The organism is Synechococcus sp. CBW1004, assembly GCF_015840715.1.
Classification (GTDB): domain Bacteria; phylum Cyanobacteriota; class Cyanobacteriia; order PCC-6307; family Cyanobiaceae; genus Cyanobium.
This window is the reverse complement of sequence record NZ_CP060397.1, coordinates 824,267-842,842: the sequence shown is the minus strand read 5'-3', so window position 1 is coordinate 842,842 and position 18,576 is coordinate 824,267. Positions and strand designations below refer to the sequence as shown.

The following is an 18,576-nucleotide window of genomic DNA, read 5'->3' as shown; positions in this document are numbered from 1 at the left end:
TGCCGAAGCAAACCGCACCATGATGCCACCGATGGGATGTTGCAGGGGGGGAGAGGAGGGCCTCGCCTTCCGTCGCCGCCATCAGCAGCGCAAGCTCCAGATGCTCAGCTTCTGGCGGGATGGCCTTGAGCGTCAGCTGGCGGCTCTGAACGCCGCGATCAGCACCCTCGAAGCGCAGATCCAGAGGGACAGCCAGCCCGATCCCTCCTGAGCTCCCGTTCCTCGAGCTGCTGACGCAGGCTGGCGAGCCCCCGATGCAGCAGTCGCTGCACCGTCATCGGGCTCACCTGCATCCGGGCGGCCAGCCGGCGGTAGCTCCAGCCCCCCAGCACCACCTGGCGTACCACCTCACGCTGGCGGGGATCCAGCTGCTCGAGGAGCTCCCGCAGGGCGACGAGGCGCTCCTCCGCAGGAACCTCCTCGGGGGCGGGCAGTTCCTCCAGCTGCGGCCCCTCCAGGGGCAGGGGCCGGCACAGCTGGCGGTGGCGAAGCAGGAGCCTCCAGTGCTCCTCATCGACCCCGAGGCGCTGACAGAGGCTCAGGCCATCCGCCGCCCCGCCCGCCGTCCAGACCGCTTCGCCTTCAAGCCGCTGCAGACGCTCCTGAAGCTCGGCCTGGCGGCGCGGCAGCCGTACAGCAGGAGCTTCATCCCTGAGGTAGTGGAGGATGGCGCCACGAATGTGGGGCCTGGCGAAGGCCGCGAACGGCGTGCCCTGCTCAGGGCGATACAGCTCCGCGGCGCGGATCAGTCCCAGCAGCCCCACCTGATGGAGGTCGTCCAGGGGCTCCTGGCAGCGACGGGCGTAGTGGAGAGCCAGAGGCCGCACCAGATCCCGGTGGGTCTCAACGCGACGGTTCCGGCGGCGGAGGGTGGCCGAGGCTCCGGAGCGGCGGACGGCGCTCGCGGCAGGTGCCGGGGAGGCGGTGTCCGAGCGGCGCGGTGCGGTGGTGGTCATGGACGGGATGGACGGCAAACGGAACGGGGGGCATCTGCGCTCCCCTTCCTTCACAGAGCCCCGATCAATCCAGCCTCCGCAACCGTGGAATTACGGAACCTGGGGTGGCGACCGCCTCCAGCAGCGCCCAGGGTCCATGGCGCAGCAGCCAGTCCCGATCGGAACCAGCGGTGCTCAGCAGGCAGCCCGCAAAACCCAGACCATTGATGCTGAATCCCGCCTGGTGTTCCCGGTCACGCCGCACGGTGAGGAACCACTCGTCGTCGAACAGGAGGTTGTAGGCCTGCAGGGGGGCGCCATCCTGGGCCGAATCGCCCAGCTCCAGGTCACGGCAGTGACGCGCGTAAAGGCCGCTCAGATCGCTGCCACCCTGAGGGTCCTGACGACGGCTGAGCCGGTAGGCCCACGGCCAGGTGGACCGCTCTCCCGCCAGTTGCCCCAGCAGCAGCGGGGCCAGGGGACAGCTGGGTTGTCCCGCATGGCGCGGCAGGAGCTGGAGGTGGCGATGGGGCTGGCTTGCTCCGGCGGTGGCGCTGCTGTTGAAGAACCACAGTCCACCGGTATCGGCGGCCACCTCAGCCACCGCCTGCCAGTCGAGCGGACGCAGCCAGCCGCTCTGGGGTTGCCACTCGGGGGTGATCACCAGCAGATGGGCCGCCTGCACCGGGTACTTGTTGAGCAGCAGCACATGGCGGGTGCCGAGCCGGCCGACCTCCAGCGGCTGATCCCAGGGCAGGAAAGGGTTGGGGCGGGGTCCGGGGGAGCGGAGATGACGGGGGGGCAGACCGGTGAGCTCCCGCAGCAGGAAGGGGCTCAGGGCCGGATCCGTGATCAGCCGGGTGGACAGGGGAACAAGCGCTCCGGCCTCCAGCGCCAGGCGGGACACCTCCAGGGCGCTGCGCCAGTGGCGCTCAGCGCGCACCGGCCTGCAGTCGGGCGAGCGAGGCGCCCCGGTAGTAACGGCCGAGGATCTCGTTGTAGCGGAGACCCTGGGCGGCGAGCTGCTGGGCGCCGGTCTGGCTCATGCTCGCGCCAAGGTGGGCGTGGGCCTCATCGACGATCTGCTGAGTGGCGGCGTAGAGGCTTTCGACGATGCCTCCCTGGTAGCTCAGGATGATGCCCGCCGTGCTGGCCGTGGCCGAGCGGGTGGCGGCACTGACGCTGCCGAGACCTTCGTAGTTCTGCCAGCGGGTGGTGTCGCCCAGGTGCCAGTGTTCACCGGCAGGACGGGCCATGTGGGCCATCGCATAGGAGCGGGCTGCCACGGCCTGGGCCCGCAGGGCCTCCGGATTCCAGCTGCTGGGCATCTCACCGCCGACCACGGAGCTCACATAGGTCTCCAGCGGTAGGTGATTCACCACCCGAACGCCGCCATCACCGCGCAGCAGGCGCATCCGCCCTTCGTAGGAGCGGCCATCGGCCTTGAGCCGACCACCCGCGCTCGTTTCCAGCCACAGTTCGCTGAGCTCACCGAGCAGAGCCTGGTACGGCACCGCCTCGCCACCCGCGCCGCTGCGCAGCAGGCGGCCGGTGCGGTCACTGAGGCGCCAGGGGCCGCTCGCGGACAGGGAGGGCTGGCCGGAGAGCTTGAGCAGGGCGACCCGGATCTCGAGCGGCACCTCCGGACCGGCCTGAGGCTCGGCCAGCGCGCCTCCGCCACCGGAGGCGGCTGCGGCGCGCTGGGCCTGGAGCGAAGCAGGCAGGCCGTTGGCATCCGCAGGGGCTGCGCCACGGACCTGGCCGGGCGCGGTGGTGGCCACCACCTCCGGGCGGGCGATCAGGGCTTCCAGGAGGTCACGGTCGTGGGTCTCTGGCCGCAGCAGGGCCTGGGCGCCGAAGCCGGCTCCCACGGCCAGCGCTGCCAGGGGTGCGGTGACGAGCACCGGGTGCAGCCGCAGGGCACGGATCAGGCGGCGGCGGCCAGCTCCAGCCAAGCGCAGGCGGAATCCGGATCGGACGGGGCCTCCGTCGCGTCGTCGCCGGAGGCGGAAAGGGAGGCGGAAGACGCGGACTCCGCCGGGCTCTGGGTGTGCAGCGTCCCGTCCCACAGCAGATGCCCCGAACCAAACAGGCGGATTTTGCCGGATGAAAGGGCTTCACACACCACCCCCCCCGGACGGTCGGAACATTGCCATCCGACAACGCGGCTGCGGCCCAGCTGGTCCTGCCACCACGGTGCCACCAGGGCGTGGGCCGATCCGGTGACCGGATCCTCGGCGATGCCGAGGCCCGGGGCGAAGAACCGCAGCTGATAGTCCACCGGCAGATCCGCCACCGAGGCCGGGACGGACTCGCTGACTGCAGCGGCTGCGGGCTGGGCCTTCATCAGCACCAGCCCACGGGCCAGATCCCCCTGCAGTTCGGCGGCGATCGAGCTGAGGCCCGCCAGAGGCGCCTGCGGCTCCAGCAGCACCACGGCATAGCCGAGGGCGGAGGTCCAGAACCGCAGAGGATCCCCCAGCCTCCTTCGCTGCAACAGGGCGCGCAGATCGGCCGGTGCCTCCGCCGGCAGCAGGCCGCCACTCGGCAGATCGATGCTGCCGCGTTGGGTGGAGTCCGGGTCCAGCCGGGCCTGCAGCGGACCGCTGCGGGTGAGGAAGCGCACGGCCTGCCCGGCTGCCAGATGCCGCCAGTGGGCCAGGGCCAGCAGGGCCGCCAGGGTGGCATGGCCGCAGAGGGGCACCTCACAGCTGGGGGTGAACCAGCGCAGCAGCCACCCTCCGTCATGGGGGAGGAGAAAGGCCGTCTCGGACTGGCGCAGGCTGCCGGCCACCGCCTGCAGCCAGGCCTCCGTACGGGGCTGATCCAGCAGCACGACGGCGGCGCCATTGCCGGCGCAGGAACGGTCGCTGAAGGCCTCGATCAGAACGGCTTGCATGACGGCTTCCGGTGAGGTGGTGGCAGTGGAGCGGCCTGCAGGCGGTCCCTGGAAGCACGGAAGGCGGATCCGGAACGGCGCACCGGCAGGGTGCTCGCGACGGCGGTGAGGGCCCGGGCCGGCATCAGCGCAGCGCTTCCGGGCGGGGATCGCGCTCCATCAGCCGCCGCACGGCGGTCGGGGCATCGCAGTGCCCCTCCAGCAGTTGGACGACCTGCTCGCAGATCGGCAGGTTCAGGCCGCGGGTGCGGGCCAGCTGCAGGGTGGCGCGGGCGGTGCGGGGCCCCTCCACGGTGGCGCCGATGCCGGCCAGGGCCGCGGCTTCGCTGCGGCCCTCAGCCAGCAGGCCACCGAAGCGGTAGTTGCGGCTGAGCGGGCTGTTGGCGGTCGCCAGCAGATCTCCCAGACCCGCCAGGCCGTAGAGGGTGGCGGGCTGGCCACCGAGGGCCGCCAGCACCAGAGCGATCTCGGCCAGACCACGGGTGAGCAGCGATGCCTTGGCGTTGGCGCCCAGTCCGAGGCCATCGCTGATGCCGGCTGCCACGGCCATCACGTTCTTGAGCGCTCCGGCCGCCTCGGTGCCGATCGGGTCGTCGTTGGTGTAGAGGCGCAGATTGGGGGTGCGCAGGGCGATCTGCAGCCGTTGAGCCAGCTGCGTGTCGGCACTGGCGATCACGCTGGCAGCCGGCAGACCGCGGTCGAGCTCCTCGGCGAGGTTGGGACCGCTGAGCACCGCCAGCGGTTGCTCCCCCAGCCAGTGGGCCCAGAGCTGGGTGGCGGTACCGAGCCGTTCGGGATCGATGCCCTTGCTGCAGCTCAGCAGCGGCAGACCAGCGGGCCAGTGGGCGCCCAGATCGCGCCCCAGCGGCGAGATGGCGCTCATCGAGACGGCCGCCACCACGAGGTCACTGCCGGCCAGCAGCGACGCCGCACTGCCTCCGTCACGGCGCGACCACAGGGCCAGATCATGGCCGGCGTCACGCCACAGATGGGCGAGCGTGCTGCCCCAGGCCCCTCGTCCCAGCAGGGTGATGCGCAGGCTCCCCTCCTCCGGCGAAGGGCCATCATGCGCCATGCCGGACCGGCCCGAACCCCTGATTCAACCGATGTCGATGGCAGAGCAGGAGTGGAGGGGCTGGCAGGGCCACGCCCTGATCGTCGGCACCGGTGGGCTCGGCACCGCGCTGGCCGAAGCCCTTACCGCTCGCGCCCCGGGCCTGACGCTCTGGACGGCGGGGCGACGCGGAGCTGGCCCGCGCCATCTGCCCCTTGACCTGGAGGAAGACGCCAGCCTCGAGCGCTTCGCGATTCTGGCCGCAGAACGACTGGCGCCTCTGCGGATGGTGATCTGCACCGCCGGTCTGCTGCACGACGGGAACCTGCAGCCCGAGAAACGGCTCAGCCAGGTGCGCCGTCCCCATCTGGAGCGCAGCTTCGCCGTCAACGCCTGGGGGCCGCTGCTGCTGGCCCAGGCGATCGAGCCGCTGCTTCCCCGCGACGCCCCCACCCACTTCGCCAGCCTGTCGGCCCGGGTCGGCAGCATCGGCGACAACCGGCTCGGCGGCTGGTACGCCTACCGAGCGGCGAAAGCGGCCCAGAACCAGCTGCTCACCACCCTGGCGCTGGAGTGGCGCCGCCGGCTGCCGCAGGCCTGCGTCACGCTCCTGCACCCGGGAACCACAGCCACGGCCCTGTCCGCGCCATTCCGGGGCTCGGTGCCCCCCGGGACGCTGTTCACGCCGAAGCAGGCGGCCCAGCAACTGCTGACGGTGCTGGCGGGGCAGACGCCGGAGCGCAGCGGTGCCTTCCTGGCCTGGGACGGCGAGGCGATTCCCTGGTAGCTCCGGAACCGCTCGCCCCCGCTCAGGCGGCGTGCCCGCGCAGGACCTCCAGCGGAATCACCTCCAGGCTGGAGGCCTCGCAGGCGTCCAGAACCACCGGTGGTGCCATGCCGTCCTCGTAGGCCTGCAGCCAGCGGCTGGCGCAGACGCACCAGCGGTCCCCCGGCTTCAGGCCCGGGAAGCGGAAGGCGGGCATGGGCGTGCTGAGGTCATTGCCCTGGGCGCGGCTGTAGCTCAGAAAAGCCTCGTTCACCACACAGCAGACGGTGTGGCGACCCTGATCGGTGGGGTCGGAGCGGCAGGAACCATCGCGGAACCAGCCGGTCATCGGCTGGCAGCCGCAGATCCGGAGGGGTTCACCGAGCACGTTGCGTGGCCCGTCAGGGCCTGCGCCGGAAGAGGGGTCGATCGCGGAGGAGCCCGGCGGAGCCATGGCATCGCAGGTCTGGGGAGCACCATCCTGGCGGAGGATCCGCACAAAAAAGCGGGCCGGGTGGTTGACGCATTCCGGGGGGTAGGCGTTAAAGGTCTAGGAAACGAAGCGCCTTCCGCCGCCACCCTTCATGAGCTGGGATTTCACCGAGGACGCGGCCTTCCTGGCCCTCTGCGACGCCTTCAAGGAGAGCGGTGAGTCCTCCGCCATGGAGTTTCTGGCCCACGGCGAGGGCGCCTTCCACTTCCAGGAGCTCTCCCAGAACGCCGCCGGCGAGGGCATCGACCTGAGCGATTCCAGCGATCTCGAGGAGTTCCAGCAGGAAGTGATCGAGACCCTCGAGGATCTCTGCAGCTGACAGCGGCAGCGAGCCCGTCGCCTTCGTGACTCGGGGATGAGATCAGGCTCCCCGAACGCCGATCCACAGCCTCCCTGGGGTCCGGTGGCGATCTGAACCGGGCCCCCGGGACAGGCGATTCGTCTCAGGATCCGTAGAAGAAGGCGATCTCCTTGTCCTTGAGGCCATCCCAGCCGGCTGCCCTCAGACGGGCATCGAGGGTCTGCTGGTCGAGGTGCTTGGAGCCTGTCTTGACGATGCGGTTGCGCATCGACTTCTTCACGCCGCTGCGGGCCCGCTGGCTCTCGAGTTCCATCACCTCGTTGTAGAGGGCGAGCATCTCGGTCGGGATGGGGGTGCCGTCGAGATCGAGACCGGAAGCAATGGCGTCATCGACGCCGCCAGGACCGGCAATGGCCATGGGGAGCAGGCAGGGCACCGCGAGCCTAGGCAGTCGCCACGGCAGGGCCGCGCCAGTCTGGGGTGGCATCGCCTGCACCCATGAGCGCGGCCCTGTCGATCCTGATCGTGATGGTGGTGGTCACCGTCACGCTGAACCCGGGCCGGGAGCAGTTCGCCTGGTTCATGCGCCTGCGCCGGCCGGCCTGGCTGCGGTTCGAGCGGCTGATCCCGCTGATCTGGATCAGCATCTACGCATGCTTCTACCTGTCGGCGCTGCTGAGTTGGAACGCGAGCCGCAGCCTGGGGCTGATGGCGGCCTACCTGGTTCTGCTGCTGCTGGTGCAGAGCTACACCTGGGTGATCTGCCGCAGCCGCCGCCTGGCGTACGGCACGGCGCTGGGGTTCAGCGGCTGGCTCTGGGGGATGGCACTGACGGTGTGGGTGCTCTCCCGCTCCGGAGCGGCGGCAGCGCTGCTGATTCCGTATCTGCTCTGGAGCCCGGTGGGGACCCTGGTGACCTGGCAGATGCAGCGTCTGAACCGCTGAAAGCGACAGGGATCCGAGGCCTCCTCATCGGGCCGGCTGGATCAGCGACAGCAACCCGACCCCGGAGCCAGGGGGCGGATGCGGGACACGGGCTGGGGGCGGTTGCGGCGGATCCTGACGCGGAAGGCCGTGTGAGCGGCTCCGAAATGCTTGATCAGGGCCTCACGGGCCTCGTGATGCAGCTCCTCGAGGGAAGGCGCTTCGATGCGGACGGAGGGATCCACGGCCTGAGCGGTGAGGTGGCCGGGCCGTTCAACCAGGACGCGAAACACGACCTCGCGCATGCAGGGGCAATCACGTTCAGAACAGCACCATCCTTGGCCTGATGGCAGGCGAGTGGGCGTGCCGCTGCATACGGGGAACCGATCCACAGCACACCCGGCGGGCGCCACGGCAGGGAACCGATTCGGTCAGAGTGCGGGCCAGACACTTCGACGTCATGCCACCCACCCGAGAGCAGATCCTCGCCGCGTCAGCCGGCTGGGTGGCTGTGGTGCTGAATATCGTCCCCGGCCTGGGGGCCGGCTATCTGTACCAACGGCGCTGGCGCGCCTACTGGATCACCTCGGCCCTGGCCACCGCCTGGTTCGTCGCCGGTGCCCTGCTGGGCCAGCGGGCGGATGCCGCCGCCGAAGCGCAGAACCAGCTGTTGGGACTGATCGGACTGCTGGTGCTGGCGGGGGTCACCGCCGCGGAGGCTGGGCAGGCGGTGAAGCGGGCCAGGCAGGGGCTGTGATCCGACCGCGGCCTCTGCACCAGGACAGCCGCGGCACCGCCGGCCAGCAGCCAGCATGGGCCGCGTTTTGGAGAGATGGGCGATGACCCTGGTGGCTGTGACCGGTGCCTCCGGCAAGACAGGCTGGCGGGTGGTGGATGAAGCCCTGCGACGGGGCTGGTCGGTGCGGGCGATCGTGCGGCCGGAGTCCAGGCTCCCCGACGCCCTGTCAGCAGCCGAACGCGAAGGTCGTCTGGATGTGCAACGGCTGGATCTGAGCCAGACCGAGGCCCTGCAGCACGCCCTGAGCGGCTGCGATGCCCTGGTGATCGCCACCGGTGCCAGACCCTCCCCGAACCTGGCGGGGCCGCTTCAGGTGGATGCCCTGGGCGTGCGGGAGCAGATTCAGGCCTGCCGCGCCGTCGGCCTCCAGCGCGTCGTGCTGGTGAGCTCACTGTGCGCCGGTCGCTGGCTGCACCCGCTGAACCTGTTCGGGCTGATCCTGGTGTGGAAGCGACTCGGGGAGCGGTGGCTCGAGACCAGCGGCCTCGACTGGACGGTGGTGCGACCCGGCGGTCTGAGCGAGGACGACAGCCGCTGCGAACGCGAAGGCGTGCTCTACAGCACCGCCGACCAGCAGGAGAGCAACAGCATCCCCCGCCGGCTGGTGGGACGGGTCTGCCTGGAGGCCCTCGAGACGCCGGCGGCCATCGGCCGCATCATCGAGATCACGAGCAGCGCTGCCCAACCGCTCCAGCCTCTGGCCACCTGGCTGGCGGCGCAGGCCTGAGGCCACGAAGCACCGCTCAGGCCGAACTGATCAGACTGAACTTCTCAGGCCGAGAAGTAGCGAGCCTGGCTGTGCAGGGCAACCAGCGCCGTGGTGCTCTGCTCAGGATGGAGCTGATCGCTCTCATCCATCGACAGACCAATGCGATCGGCACCCAGCCAGAGCAGCTGCTGCCGCGAATCGGCCACGTTCGGGCAGGCAGGATAGCCGAACGAGTAGCGGCTGCCGCGATAACGCTGGGCCAGCACATCGCGCAGGGGCATGTCAGACGGGTCGGGGTGGCCAAGCTCGCGGCGGATGCGGGCATGCACCCATTCGGCGAGCGCTTCCGCCATCTGCACGGCGAGACCGTGGAAGTAGAGATAGTCGCTGTACTGATCGGCGCGGAACAGCTCCTGGGCGAAGACACTGGCCCGCTCGCCCATCGTCACCGCCTGCATCGGCAGCACGTCGGCGGGACGCGACCGCTGGTCGGAGCCAGGTTGGAGATCGCGATAGAAATCGGCGATGCAGTACCGGTTGCCGGAGCGCTGCCGCGGCAGGGCGAAATGGCCCAGTTCCGCCCCGGCGCCGGCGGGATCGGCTCCGGCGGCCAGCCCTGCCGGATCGAACACCACCACGGCGTTGCCATCGCGACCGCAGGGGAAATAGCCATAGGCCAGCCGCGGCGTCAGCAATCCTTCCTCGCGGCAGCGGCCCATCCAGTGCTGCAACACCGGTTCGGCCTTGGCAGCCAGCATCGCCTCGTAGTCCTCGCGGGATTGACCCTGGGCCTTGCGCAGCTGCCACTGGCCGGCGAAGAGCGCGCTGCGATCGAGGTAGCCGAACACCTCCTCCAGGGGGATGTCTCCCTCGCTGAGCACACAGCTGCCCCAGAAGGGAGGCAGCAGCAGGGGCTCCTCCGCCACCCGCTCGGAGCGACTGGTGTCCACGGGAGCTGCAGCCGTTTCCGATGTGGTGTCATCCGCACGGGGGGCGTCCGCAGCCTCATCAACGGACTGCTCCGTCTCCCCGGCCGGGGACTCCGGCGAGCGATCGTCCAGACCAAGACCCTCAGGCGCACCCGCGAGGAAACCGCGGCGGTTGTCCCACTGGTCGGCGTCACGGGCGATCACATAGGCATCCATGAAGCGCAGGTCGGCAAAGGCATCGCGGCCGTAGATCACCTGGCCCCGATACACCTGACGGCAGTCCTGATGGACGAAGCGCGGCGTCAGGGCAGCGCCGCCAAGAATCACCGGCACGTCGATGCCGGCGTCGTTGAAGGCCTGGAGATTGTCCTTCATGAAGGCCGTGGATTTCACCAGCAGGCCGCTCATGGCGATGCAGTCGGCCTTGTGCTGGCGTTGCGCCTCGATGATCGCCTCCACCGACTGCTTGATGCCGAGATTGATCACCTCATAGCCATTGTTGGTCAGGATGATGTCGACCAGGTTCTTGCCGATGTCATGCACGTCGCCCTTGACGGTGGCGATCAGAAACTTCGCCTTCGCCGAGCTCTGGCCTTCCACCTTTTCCATGTGGGGCTCCAGGTGGGCCACGGCCGCCTTCATCGTCTCGGCGCTCTGCAGCACAAAGGGCAGCTGCATCTGGCCCGAGCCGAACAGCTCGCCCACCACCTTCATGCCATCGAGCAGGAAGGTGTTGATGATCTGCAGCGGCGGATAGCTCTGCATCGCTTCATCGAGCGCCGGCTCAAGGCCGATACGCTCGCCGTCGATGATGTGCTGCTTGAGGCGCTCCTCAATCGGCAGATCCGCCAGCGAGGGGCCTGAAGCCCGCGCCTCCCTGGCGCTGACCCCTTCGAAGAGGGTGGTGAGGGCCGTGAGCGGGTCGTAGCTGCAGATGGCACCGGTGGCCGCCGCCTCGGTGGCACGCACGGACGGATCGACGCCCTCGAAGCGGCGGCGGTCGTGGATCAGATCGCGGCAGACCTGCTGATGCTCCTCGCTGATCTTGGCCAGGGGCAGGATCTTGGCCGGGCTGACGATGGCCGCGTCCATGCCTGCCTCGCAGCAGTCGTGCAGGAACACCGAATTGAGCACGATCCGGGCCGCCGGCGACAGACCGAAACTGACGTTGCTCACCCCCAGCACGACATGCACGCCGGGCAGGTTTTCGCGGATCAGCCTGATCGCCTCGAGTGTTGCCAGGCCGTTCTCACGGTCCTCCTCGATACCGGTGGAGATCGGCAGGGCCAGCGGGTCGTAGAAGATCTCGTGGGCCGGAAGGCCGAATTCGAGCGCATCGCGATAGGCGCGCTGGGCGATCGCGAACTTGCGCTCCGCCGTGCGCGCCATGCCCTCCTCATCAATCGTGCCGACCACCACGCCGGCGCCGTAATCGCGGGCCAGCTCCAGCACCTTGAAGAAGCGCTCGGGCCCGTCCTCGTAGTTGGTGGAATTGAGGATGCACTTGCCGCCGGCCATCTTCAGACCGGCCTCCATCTTCTGCCACTCGGTGGAGTCGAGCATCAACGGCAGATTCACATTCGTGACCAGCCGACTCACCAGTTCGCGCATGTCGCGCTCACCGTCGCGGCCGACATAGTCGACGTTGACATCGAGCACGTGGGCGTTCTCCTTCACCTGCCCGCGCGCCACCGCCACCAGGCCGTCCCAGTCCTCCTCGGCCAGCAGTTCGCGCACCTTCTTCGATCCGCTGGCGTTGAGCCGCTCGCCGATGATCAGGAACGAATTGTCCTGCAGATAGGGGGTGACGCCGTAAATCGAGGCGGCGCCAGGCTCATAGGCCAGCAGCGGCCGCGGGTCGGCCTGGTCGTGAAGCAGTTCCGGCGTGCGCACATGCCGTTCGGCAGGCCGCATCGCACTGGCGAGTTCCACCAGGGCGGCGATGTGCGCGGGGGTGGTGCCGCAGCAGCCGCCGATCACCTGCACACCCAGGTCTTCAATGAAGTGCAGCAGCTGCAGTTTCATCTCGAGCGGCGTCAGCCGGTAATGGGCCACACCACCGATGTTCTCGGGCAGACCCGCATTGGGAATGCAGCTGACCACAAACGGGCTGTGCTCGCTCAGATAGCGGATGTGCTCCTTCATCTGCTCCGGGCCGGTGGCGCAGTTGAGGCCGAGCACGTCGATCGGGAAGGGCTCGAGAATCGCCACCACCGCCGCGATGTCGCTGCCCACCAGCATCGTGCCGGTGGTCTCCATCGTGACGCTGACCATCAGCGGCCGCCGCTGACCGGTGCGGGCGAAGGCCTCCTCGATGCCCTGCAGCGCCGCCTTGATCTGCAGCACGTCCTGGCAGGTCTCGACGATGAACAGATCCACATCGCCGGCGATCAGGCCCTCGGCCTGCTCGGCGAAGGAGGCCTTCATCGTGTCGAAATCGATATGGCCGAGGGTGGGGAGCTTGGTCGTGGGGCCCATGGAACCAGCCACGAACCGGGGCTTCTCCGGCGTGCTGTAGGCATCCGCCATCTCGCGCGCCAGCTCGGCGGCGCGCTTGTTGAGCGCGAAGGCCTGATCCTGCAGGTCGTATTCCGCCAGCACGATCGAGGCGGCACCGAAGGTGTCGGTCTCGATCACATCGCAGCCCACCTGCAGAAACTGGCGGTGCACCGCCTGCACCACATCCGGGCGGGTGAACACCAGGTTCTCGTTGCAGCCCTCCAGGGCCGGGCCACCGAAATCGGCGGCCGTGAGGTTCATCTGCTGCAGCGAGGTGCCGGTGGCGCCGTCGAACACCAGCACCGGCCGGCCGGGGCCATGCAGGCGCTCCAGAAAGCCGACGCGCCGTTGCTGGGCCGGGCGGGAGTCTGCGGAGACGACCATCAGCTGTCGAGGCGGACGCGGGTGACCCAGTGGTCATACTGCGGGTCACGACCCTCCGTGATCGCCGTGATGCGCTCACGCAGACGCTCCATCACCGGCCTGTGGACCGGCAGGTCGGTGGTTTCGATGCGACGCACCGGTGTGACGCGTGCCGCGGTGCCGCTGAGGAACACCTCATCGGCGATCAGCAGTTCCGACTTGTCGACAGCGCGCTCCAGCACCGGGATGCCCATGGCACGGGCCAGTTCCAGGACGCTGGCGCGGGTGATGCCCTCAAGGATGTCCTGATCGACGCCGGGGGTGATCAGGACACCATCACGGACGATGAACAGATTCATGCCGCTGGCCTCGCTCACCTTGCCGCGGCTGTTGAGCAGCAGGGCCTCGTCGAAGCCGCTCTTGACCGCCTCGGTCTTGGCCAGGGAGCTGGTGATGTAAGCGCCGCTGATCTTGCCGCGCAGGGGCAGGGAGCGGTCCTCCTGGCGGGTCCAGCTGCTGATGCGACAGCTCACCCCATCCGGAGACAGATAGTCGCCGAGCTCGATGCCGTAGATCAGAAAATCGGTCTCGATGTTATGGAGACGCGGCGCGATGCCGAGATCACTGGTGTAAACGAAAGGCCGCAGGTAGATCGGGCAGGTGGGACGGTTCGCCTTCAGGAAGGCCTCGATCGCGGCATGAATCGTCTCCTCCTCCAGCTCCGCCATCAGCAGACGGGCGCTCTGGCTCAGCCGGCGGGCGTGGCGGTCGGCGCGGAACAGCAGGATCTCGGAGGGATCAGCCGGGTTGGGCAGGGCGCGCATGCCGCCGAAGGCGCCGGTGCCGTAATGCAGGGCATGGGTGGCCACCGAGAGGGTGGCCTCAGCGAACGGAACGCACTTGCCACCGAACCAGGCGTACGGAAGGAACTGGTGCATGGCAGCGGGAAGCGGGCGGAGGAGCGGGAGCGATCGCCCGATCTTCTCACTGCGGACTGCAGGATGGGGTGATGCACAGACTCGCAGCGGTTCCGGGGCTGCCCGAGGGGCCGGATGCCGATGGCCAGATTCCCTACGTGGAGCAGCCACCGGCCCCGGTTCTCCTGCTCAGCAGCGCCGACACCGATCTGGTGGCCTGCGCCGAGCTGCTGGCACGTCAACCCGAGCTGCTCGGCGTCGAGGCACGGGCCCTCAACCTGGCGGCGCTGAGCCATCCGGCGGTGATCGACCACTACCTGGCCAGCACCGTCCGCCACGCGCGGCTGGTGCTGGTGCGGCTGCTCGGCGGCCGCGGTCACTGGTCCTACGGGCTCGAGCAGCTGCAGGCATGGGCGCGGCAGCCCGGCCCGGATGGCGGTGCGCGCCAGCTGCTGGTGCTCTCCGGCACCCCCGAACTCGACCGGGAACTGGCCGCACTGGGCACGATTCCAGAACCGCTGGCCCTCGCCCTGGCGGACTGCCTGCGCGTCGGCGGTGCCGACAACCTGAGGGCCGTGCTGCAGACCCTGGCCGCCCTGGTGGCCGGGAAGCGGCCGAAGCCGCCGGCGGTCGTGCCGGCCCCCGATCCCCTGCCCCACGACTGGCGCGATGAGCCGGGGGCACGGGTGGGGGTGATCCTGTATCGCGCCCTGCACCAGGCAGGTGACACCGAACTGATGGAGGCGGTGCTGGCGGCCCTGCGCTCCCGCGGGCTCTGCCCCCGTGGCCTGTGGGTGAGCAGCCTGCGGGATGGCGCCGTGCAGCAAGGGGTGGGCGACCTGCTGGAGCGAGAGCGGGCGGAGGCGGTGCTGTGCGGCACCGGCTTCGCCTCGGTGAGCTTCGAGGAGGCGGGTCTTGGCGCCCCGCTGTGGGATCGCCTGGCGGTACCGGTGCTGCAGCTGCTCACCAGCGGACGTCCCCGCCGTGAATGGGACCAGAGCGCCATCGGGCTCGGCCCGCTCGATCTCAGCCTGCAGGTGGCGCTGCCGGAACTCGACGGCCGCATCGGCACCCGCGTCGGCGCCTTCAAGGAGGTGGTGCCGAGCGAAGGCGGCGGCGATCGGGAGGGCAGCATCACGGGCCTGGCCACGGCCCTGCAGCGCCTGCGGCCCGACCCGGAGCGGCTTGCCTGGATCGCATCGCTCACCGACAACTGGATCCAGCTGCGCCACACCCCGGCGGAGCGGCGCCGGGTGGCGCTGGTCCTCGCCAATTACCCCACCCGGAACAGCCGCCTGGCCAACGGCGTCGGCCTCGACACGCCTGCCAGCACGGCGGCGATGCTGGAGTGGCTGCGGCAGGCGGGCTACGACCTGGGCGACGGCCCCCTGCCCGCCGATGGCGAGGCACTGATTCAGCGACTGCTGGCCGGTCGCAGCAACGATCCCGAGAGCGGTCACCGGCCCGCCCTGGAACATCTGGATCTGGCGGCCTACCAGCGCTGGTACCAGGAGCTGCCGGAGGCGGGGCGCCAGCGGCTGGAGGCGGTGTGGGGAGCGCCGGCGTCAGATGCCGGACTGGAGCGGTTCGTCGCCCCTTCACCCGGAGCCGGAACCGATCCCCCTTCAGCCCAGGGCTTCCCCGTGCGCGGCCTGCGCTTCGGACAGGTGGTGGTGCTGATCCAGCCGGAGCGCGGCTACGACCGCGACCCGTCACTCAGCTATCACAGCCCCGATCTGCCCCCCACCCACGCCTATCTGGCCCAGTACCTGTGGCTGCGGGAGAACTTCGGCGCCCACGTGGTGGTGCACGTGGGCAAGCACGGCAACCTCGAGTGGCTGCCCGGAAAGGGGGTGGGCCTGTCGGACAGCTGCTTCCCGGAGTGGGCGCTGGGGCCGCTGCCGCATCTGTATCCCTTCATCGTCAACGACCCGGGCGAAGGCAGCCAGGCCAAGCGCCGCGCCCAGGCGGTGATCCTTGATCACCTCACCCCTCCCCTGGGCCGCGCCGGCCTGCACGGCGACCTGCAGGCGCTGGAAAGCCTGCTGGATGAGTACTGGGAGGCCCGCGCCCTGGGCGGCGAACGGGCGCGGGGCCTGCGCCAGCGCCTGGCGAAGGAGCTGGAGCGGCTGCAGTTGCCGGAACCGGCTCCCTCACCCGTGAACAGCGGGGCCCTGCCCGACCCGGACGAGGGACTGGATGCGCGACTGGACCGGATTGATGGCTATCTCTGCGAGATCAAGGAGGCCCAGATCCGCATCGGGCTGCACCGCTTCGGCAGCCTCCCCGAGGGTGGGGCACTGGCGGAGCTGTTGCTCTGCCTGGCGCGGCCGCCCCAGGCCGGTCTGTGCGGTCTCACCCAGGCCCTGGCCCACGACCTGGGCCTGGAACTCGATCCCTGGGCCGACCCTGAGGAAGGCCCCCTGACCGAGGGGGATCGGCGCGCTCTGGCGGCACTGCCAGCCTGGGATCCAGCCAGCTCCATGGATGCCCCATCCCAGTCAGACGTCCCATCCCAGGAGGCCGCGGACGGAACCACGGCCCCCCTGCTGCGCTGCTGCGGCGACGGCATCGCCCGGCTGGAGGCCTGGGCCCTGCAGCTGATGCGCCGCGAACTGACCCGCCGAGCGGTCCCTGCAGCAGCCGGAGGCGCTGGAGCCACCGACGCGCATGGCACCGGCTGCCCGACGACGACGCCCTCTGATGGGCCGTTCGCCAACAGCCATGGCGCCTTTCCCCCGATCGGTGAGCGCACCGAGGCGGTGCTGCGCCATGTGCGGGAGCGCCTGGCGCCATCGCTGCTCGCCTGCGGCGAGGCCGAACGGGAGGCCTTCCTGCGCGGTCTCGACGGAGGCCGGATCAACGCCGGCCCCTCGGGGGCCCCCACCCGGGGCCGGCCCGATCTGCTGCCGACGGGCCGCAACTTCTACAGCGTCGACCTGCGCGGACTGCCCACCGAGGCCGCCTGGGATCTGGCCCGGCGCAGCGCCGAGCTGCTGCTCGATCTGCACCGCCTCGAGCAGGGGGAGGAGCTGCGCACCCTGGCGCTGTCGGTATGGGGTACCGCGACGATGCGCAACGGCGGCGAGGACATCGCCCAGGCCCTTGCCCTGATGGGGGTGCGCCCGGTCTGGGACGGCCCCACCCGGCGCCTGGTGGACCTGGAGGTGATCCCCCTCGCGCTGCTCGGCCGACCTCGCGTCGATGTGACCCTGCGCATCTCGGGACTGTTCCGCGATGCCTTCCCGCAGCTGGTGGGCTGGATCAACCGCGCCACCCGGCTGATCGCTTCCCTGGCGGAGGAGGGCGCAGCCAATCCGCTGGCCCAGGCCGCGCTGGTGGAAGGCCATTGCGGCAGAGTGTTCGGATCGGCCCCCGGGGCCTACGGCGCCGGCCTGCAGGGGCTGATCGACAGCGGCCAGTGGGAGGAGCGGAGCGATCTGGCCGAGGCCTATCTGAACTGGAGCCAGTGGCGCTACGACGGCGAGATGCTGGCGGGTGCCACCGGCATGGTCAGCCCTGCCGCGGACGATGCCCTCGGACAGACCGGCGCCTCCGGCGGGATCGGCCTGCAGGCCCGACTCGACCGAGGCGGCCTCGAGGAGCGCCTGGCGCAGGTGCAGGTGGTGCTCCACAACCAGGACAACCGCGAGCACGACATGCTTGATTCCGACGACTACTACCAGTTCCAGGGGGGCCTGAGCGCGGCGGTGGAGCGGCTGCGCGGCCAGGCCCCGGCACTCTGGTTCGGCGACCATTCCCGCCGTCAGCGGCCGCGGCTGCACCGGCTCGAGAAGGAGTTCGACAAGGTGCTGCGCTCACGCCTGCTCAATCCCCGCTGGATCGAGGCGATGCAGCAGCACGGCTACAAGGGCGGCTTCGAGATGGCGGCCAGCCTGGACTACCTGTTCGCCTATGACGCCAGCACCGGCCGGGTGCCGGACTGGAGCTACGGCGCCCTCAGCCGCACCTGGCTGGCGGACGCGGAGGTGCTGGCCTTTCTGAGACGCCACAACCCGTGGGCGCTGCGGGACATGGCCGAGCGGCTGCTGGAAGCGCAGCAGCGGGGACTGTGGGCTGGGGCGCCCGCCGAGGAGCTGGCGCGGTTGCGGCAGTTGCTGCTCGAGAGCGAGGCGCTGATCGAGTCGGGCTGAACCCCGGCGGGGGAGCGTGGCGCCAAGACAATCCACGCTCCCTCGCAATCACCTGGAGCAGAGCCGGCAGATCGTTGGCCAGCCACCGGATTTCTGCAGCGATCGGGGAAGCTGAGGGATCTGCCTGGGGGAGGTTGGCGCTCGGTCCTGCTGGCCAGCAGGGGAGTCCATCAAAAAGGCCCCGGGGATGCACCCGGAGCCGGTCTGCGTGATCCCCCGACACATCTGGGAGTCGTCGGATGGCAACGCAAACCAGGCGGATGGGCCGGAACGGCGCTCCTCTCAGCTGCGCAGGTCCTTGGCCATCGCCTTGAAGGGGTTGATGTCACCCGGCTTGCCGCCCTGCTGGGTGATCTGGGGCTGCTGCGAAGGGGCTTCTTCCTTGAGCTCGGCCTTGCGCGCCACCGGGGCGGAGGCAGCGGGCTCGTTGACGGCCACCGCCGAACCGCGCATCCGCTGGTCGAGCTCGGCCTGGGACATCGGCTTGGCAAAGGTCTTCTTCACCGGCTTGGGGATGCCACCGGTCAGGTCGACGTTCACATCGGAGTCGGGATTGATGCCGGCCAGGCCAGGCGTCATCGTCTCGAGGCGGGCCTCCATCGAGGCCACCTCAGCCACCATCTCCTTGTTGCCGGGGCTGTCGGCGGTGCCGGGGAAGGTGTGGCGGATCGTGTTCGAACGGCGCATGAATTCCACGTTGCCCAGGCTGCTCGACGCGTCAGGGCCAAGGAACACAGCTTCCTTGGCAGGCTTCGGGGCGGCCTTGGCGTCCTGGCCCGACACCTTCATGGAGGCGGAACCCTTGCCCAGCAGTCGGTCGAACAGTCCCATCGG

General features: G+C 69.7%; 18 protein-coding genes. 7 read left to right on the top strand and 11 right to left on the bottom strand.

Annotated elements, in window-relative coordinates:
* Positions 1-31: 31 nt before the first annotated feature.
* Positions 32-211, top strand: coding sequence for a sigma factor SigF (locus H8F25_RS04005; protein WP_231597062.1), 180 nt, complete (start codon positions 32-34; stop codon positions 209-211).
* On the opposite strand, the gene H8F25_RS04000 is transcribed toward H8F25_RS04005, so the two are convergent.
* From H8F25_RS04000 to H8F25_RS03980, 5 genes are all read right to left on the bottom strand, one after another.
* A complete protein-coding gene (locus tag H8F25_RS04000; protein WP_197212111.1) occupies positions 159-956 on the bottom strand; it encodes a sigma-70 family RNA polymerase sigma factor in 798 nt (265 codons plus the stop codon). The two genes, H8F25_RS04005 and H8F25_RS04000, sit on opposite strands and share 53 nt — an antisense overlap.
* 64 nt (positions 957-1,020) lie before the next feature.
* A complete protein-coding gene (locus H8F25_RS03995; RefSeq protein ID WP_197212110.1) occupies positions 1,021-1,878 on the bottom strand; it encodes an ATP adenylyltransferase in 858 nt (285 codons plus the stop codon).
* Positions 1,868-2,890 (bottom strand): SpoIID/LytB domain-containing protein, encoded by a 1,023-nt coding sequence (locus H8F25_RS03990; RefSeq protein WP_231597061.1) that lies wholly within the window; start codon positions 2,888-2,890, stop codon positions 1,868-1,870. The genes H8F25_RS03995 and H8F25_RS03990 overlap by 11 nt, the downstream gene beginning before the upstream one ends.
* Positions 2,863-3,834: a PhzF family phenazine biosynthesis protein gene (locus tag H8F25_RS03985; protein ID WP_197212109.1), complete on the bottom strand. Its 972-nt coding sequence runs from the start codon at positions 3,832-3,834 to the stop codon at positions 2,863-2,865. Before H8F25_RS03985 ends, H8F25_RS03990 begins: the two co-directional genes overlap by 28 nt.
* A 124-nt stretch (positions 3,835-3,958) precedes the next feature.
* The gene (locus H8F25_RS03980) at positions 3,959-4,909 is read right to left on the bottom strand and encodes an NAD(P)H-dependent glycerol-3-phosphate dehydrogenase (protein ID WP_197212108.1); all 951 of its coding nucleotides are present in this window, start codon (positions 4,907-4,909) and stop codon (positions 3,959-3,961) included.
* Between the two features lie 37 nt (positions 4,910-4,946).
* Between H8F25_RS03980 and H8F25_RS03975 the strand changes: the two genes are divergently transcribed.
* The gene (locus H8F25_RS03975; protein WP_197213419.1) at positions 4,947-5,675 is read left to right on the top strand and encodes an SDR family NAD(P)-dependent oxidoreductase; all 729 of its coding nucleotides are present in this window, start codon (positions 4,947-4,949) and stop codon (positions 5,673-5,675) included.
* Between the two features lie 22 nt (positions 5,676-5,697).
* Here the strand turns inward: H8F25_RS03975 and H8F25_RS03970 are convergent, their stop codons facing one another.
* Positions 5,698-6,108, bottom strand: a complete 411-nt coding sequence (locus H8F25_RS03970) for a DUF2237 family protein (protein WP_197212107.1) — start codon at positions 6,106-6,108, stop codon at positions 5,698-5,700.
* Between the two features lie 130 nt (positions 6,109-6,238).
* On the opposite strand from H8F25_RS03970, the gene H8F25_RS03965 reads away from it, so the two are divergent.
* Positions 6,239-6,466, top strand: a complete 228-nt coding sequence (locus H8F25_RS03965; protein ID WP_197212106.1) for a hypothetical protein — start codon at positions 6,239-6,241, stop codon at positions 6,464-6,466.
* A gap of 124 nt (positions 6,467-6,590) precedes the next feature.
* Here H8F25_RS03965 and H8F25_RS03960 read toward each other — a convergent pair whose 3' ends face one another.
* Positions 6,591-6,866 carry a DUF4090 family protein gene (locus H8F25_RS03960; RefSeq protein ID WP_197212105.1) on the bottom strand — a complete coding sequence of 92 codons (276 nt, stop codon included), beginning with the start codon at positions 6,864-6,866 and terminating at the stop codon, positions 6,591-6,593.
* A gap of 80 nt (positions 6,867-6,946) precedes the next feature.
* Between H8F25_RS03960 and H8F25_RS03955 the strand changes: the two genes are divergently transcribed.
* Positions 6,947-7,393, top strand: coding sequence for a TspO/MBR family protein (locus H8F25_RS03955; RefSeq protein ID WP_197212104.1), 447 nt, complete (start codon positions 6,947-6,949; stop codon positions 7,391-7,393).
* A 41-nt stretch (positions 7,394-7,434) separates the two neighbouring features.
* Here H8F25_RS03955 and H8F25_RS03950 read toward each other — a convergent pair whose 3' ends face one another.
* Positions 7,435-7,677, bottom strand: coding sequence for a hypothetical protein (locus H8F25_RS03950; protein ID WP_197212103.1), 243 nt, complete (start codon positions 7,675-7,677; stop codon positions 7,435-7,437).
* Positions 7,678-7,832: 155 nt separating this feature from the next.
* On the opposite strand from H8F25_RS03950, the gene H8F25_RS03945 reads away from it, so the two are divergent.
* Both H8F25_RS03945 and H8F25_RS03940 read left to right on the top strand, forming a co-directional pair.
* Positions 7,833-8,129, top strand: a complete 297-nt coding sequence (locus H8F25_RS03945; protein WP_197212102.1) for a hypothetical protein — start codon at positions 7,833-7,835, stop codon at positions 8,127-8,129.
* Positions 8,130-8,211: 82 nt separating this feature from the next.
* Positions 8,212-8,898 carry an SDR family oxidoreductase gene (locus H8F25_RS03940; RefSeq protein WP_197212101.1) on the top strand — a complete coding sequence of 229 codons (687 nt, stop codon included), beginning with the start codon at positions 8,212-8,214 and terminating at the stop codon, positions 8,896-8,898.
* 44 nt (positions 8,899-8,942) lie between these two features.
* Here H8F25_RS03940 and metH read toward each other — a convergent pair whose 3' ends face one another.
* Both metH and H8F25_RS03930 read right to left on the bottom strand, forming a co-directional pair.
* On the bottom strand, positions 8,943-12,692 hold the full coding sequence (metH, locus tag H8F25_RS03935) for a methionine synthase (RefSeq protein WP_197212100.1): 3,750 nt from the start codon (positions 12,690-12,692) through the stop codon (positions 8,943-8,945).
* Positions 12,692-13,609, bottom strand: a complete 918-nt coding sequence (locus tag H8F25_RS03930; protein WP_197212099.1) for a branched-chain amino acid transaminase — start codon at positions 13,607-13,609, stop codon at positions 12,692-12,694. Before H8F25_RS03930 ends, metH begins: the two co-directional genes overlap by 1 nt.
* 71 nt (positions 13,610-13,680) lie before the next feature.
* Here H8F25_RS03930 and cobN point away from each other — a divergent pair, with 71 nt between their 5' ends.
* Positions 13,681-17,742 carry a cobaltochelatase subunit CobN gene (gene cobN / locus H8F25_RS03925; protein WP_197212098.1) on the top strand — a complete coding sequence of 1,354 codons (4,062 nt, stop codon included), beginning with the start codon at positions 13,681-13,683 and terminating at the stop codon, positions 17,740-17,742.
* Positions 17,743-18,024: 282 nt separating this feature from the next.
* Here the strand turns inward: cobN and H8F25_RS03920 are convergent, their stop codons facing one another.
* Complete coding sequence (locus H8F25_RS03920; protein WP_197212097.1) at positions 18,025-18,573, bottom strand: hypothetical protein; 549 nt, start codon at positions 18,571-18,573, stop codon at positions 18,025-18,027.
* Positions 18,574-18,576 lie beyond the last annotated feature (3 nt).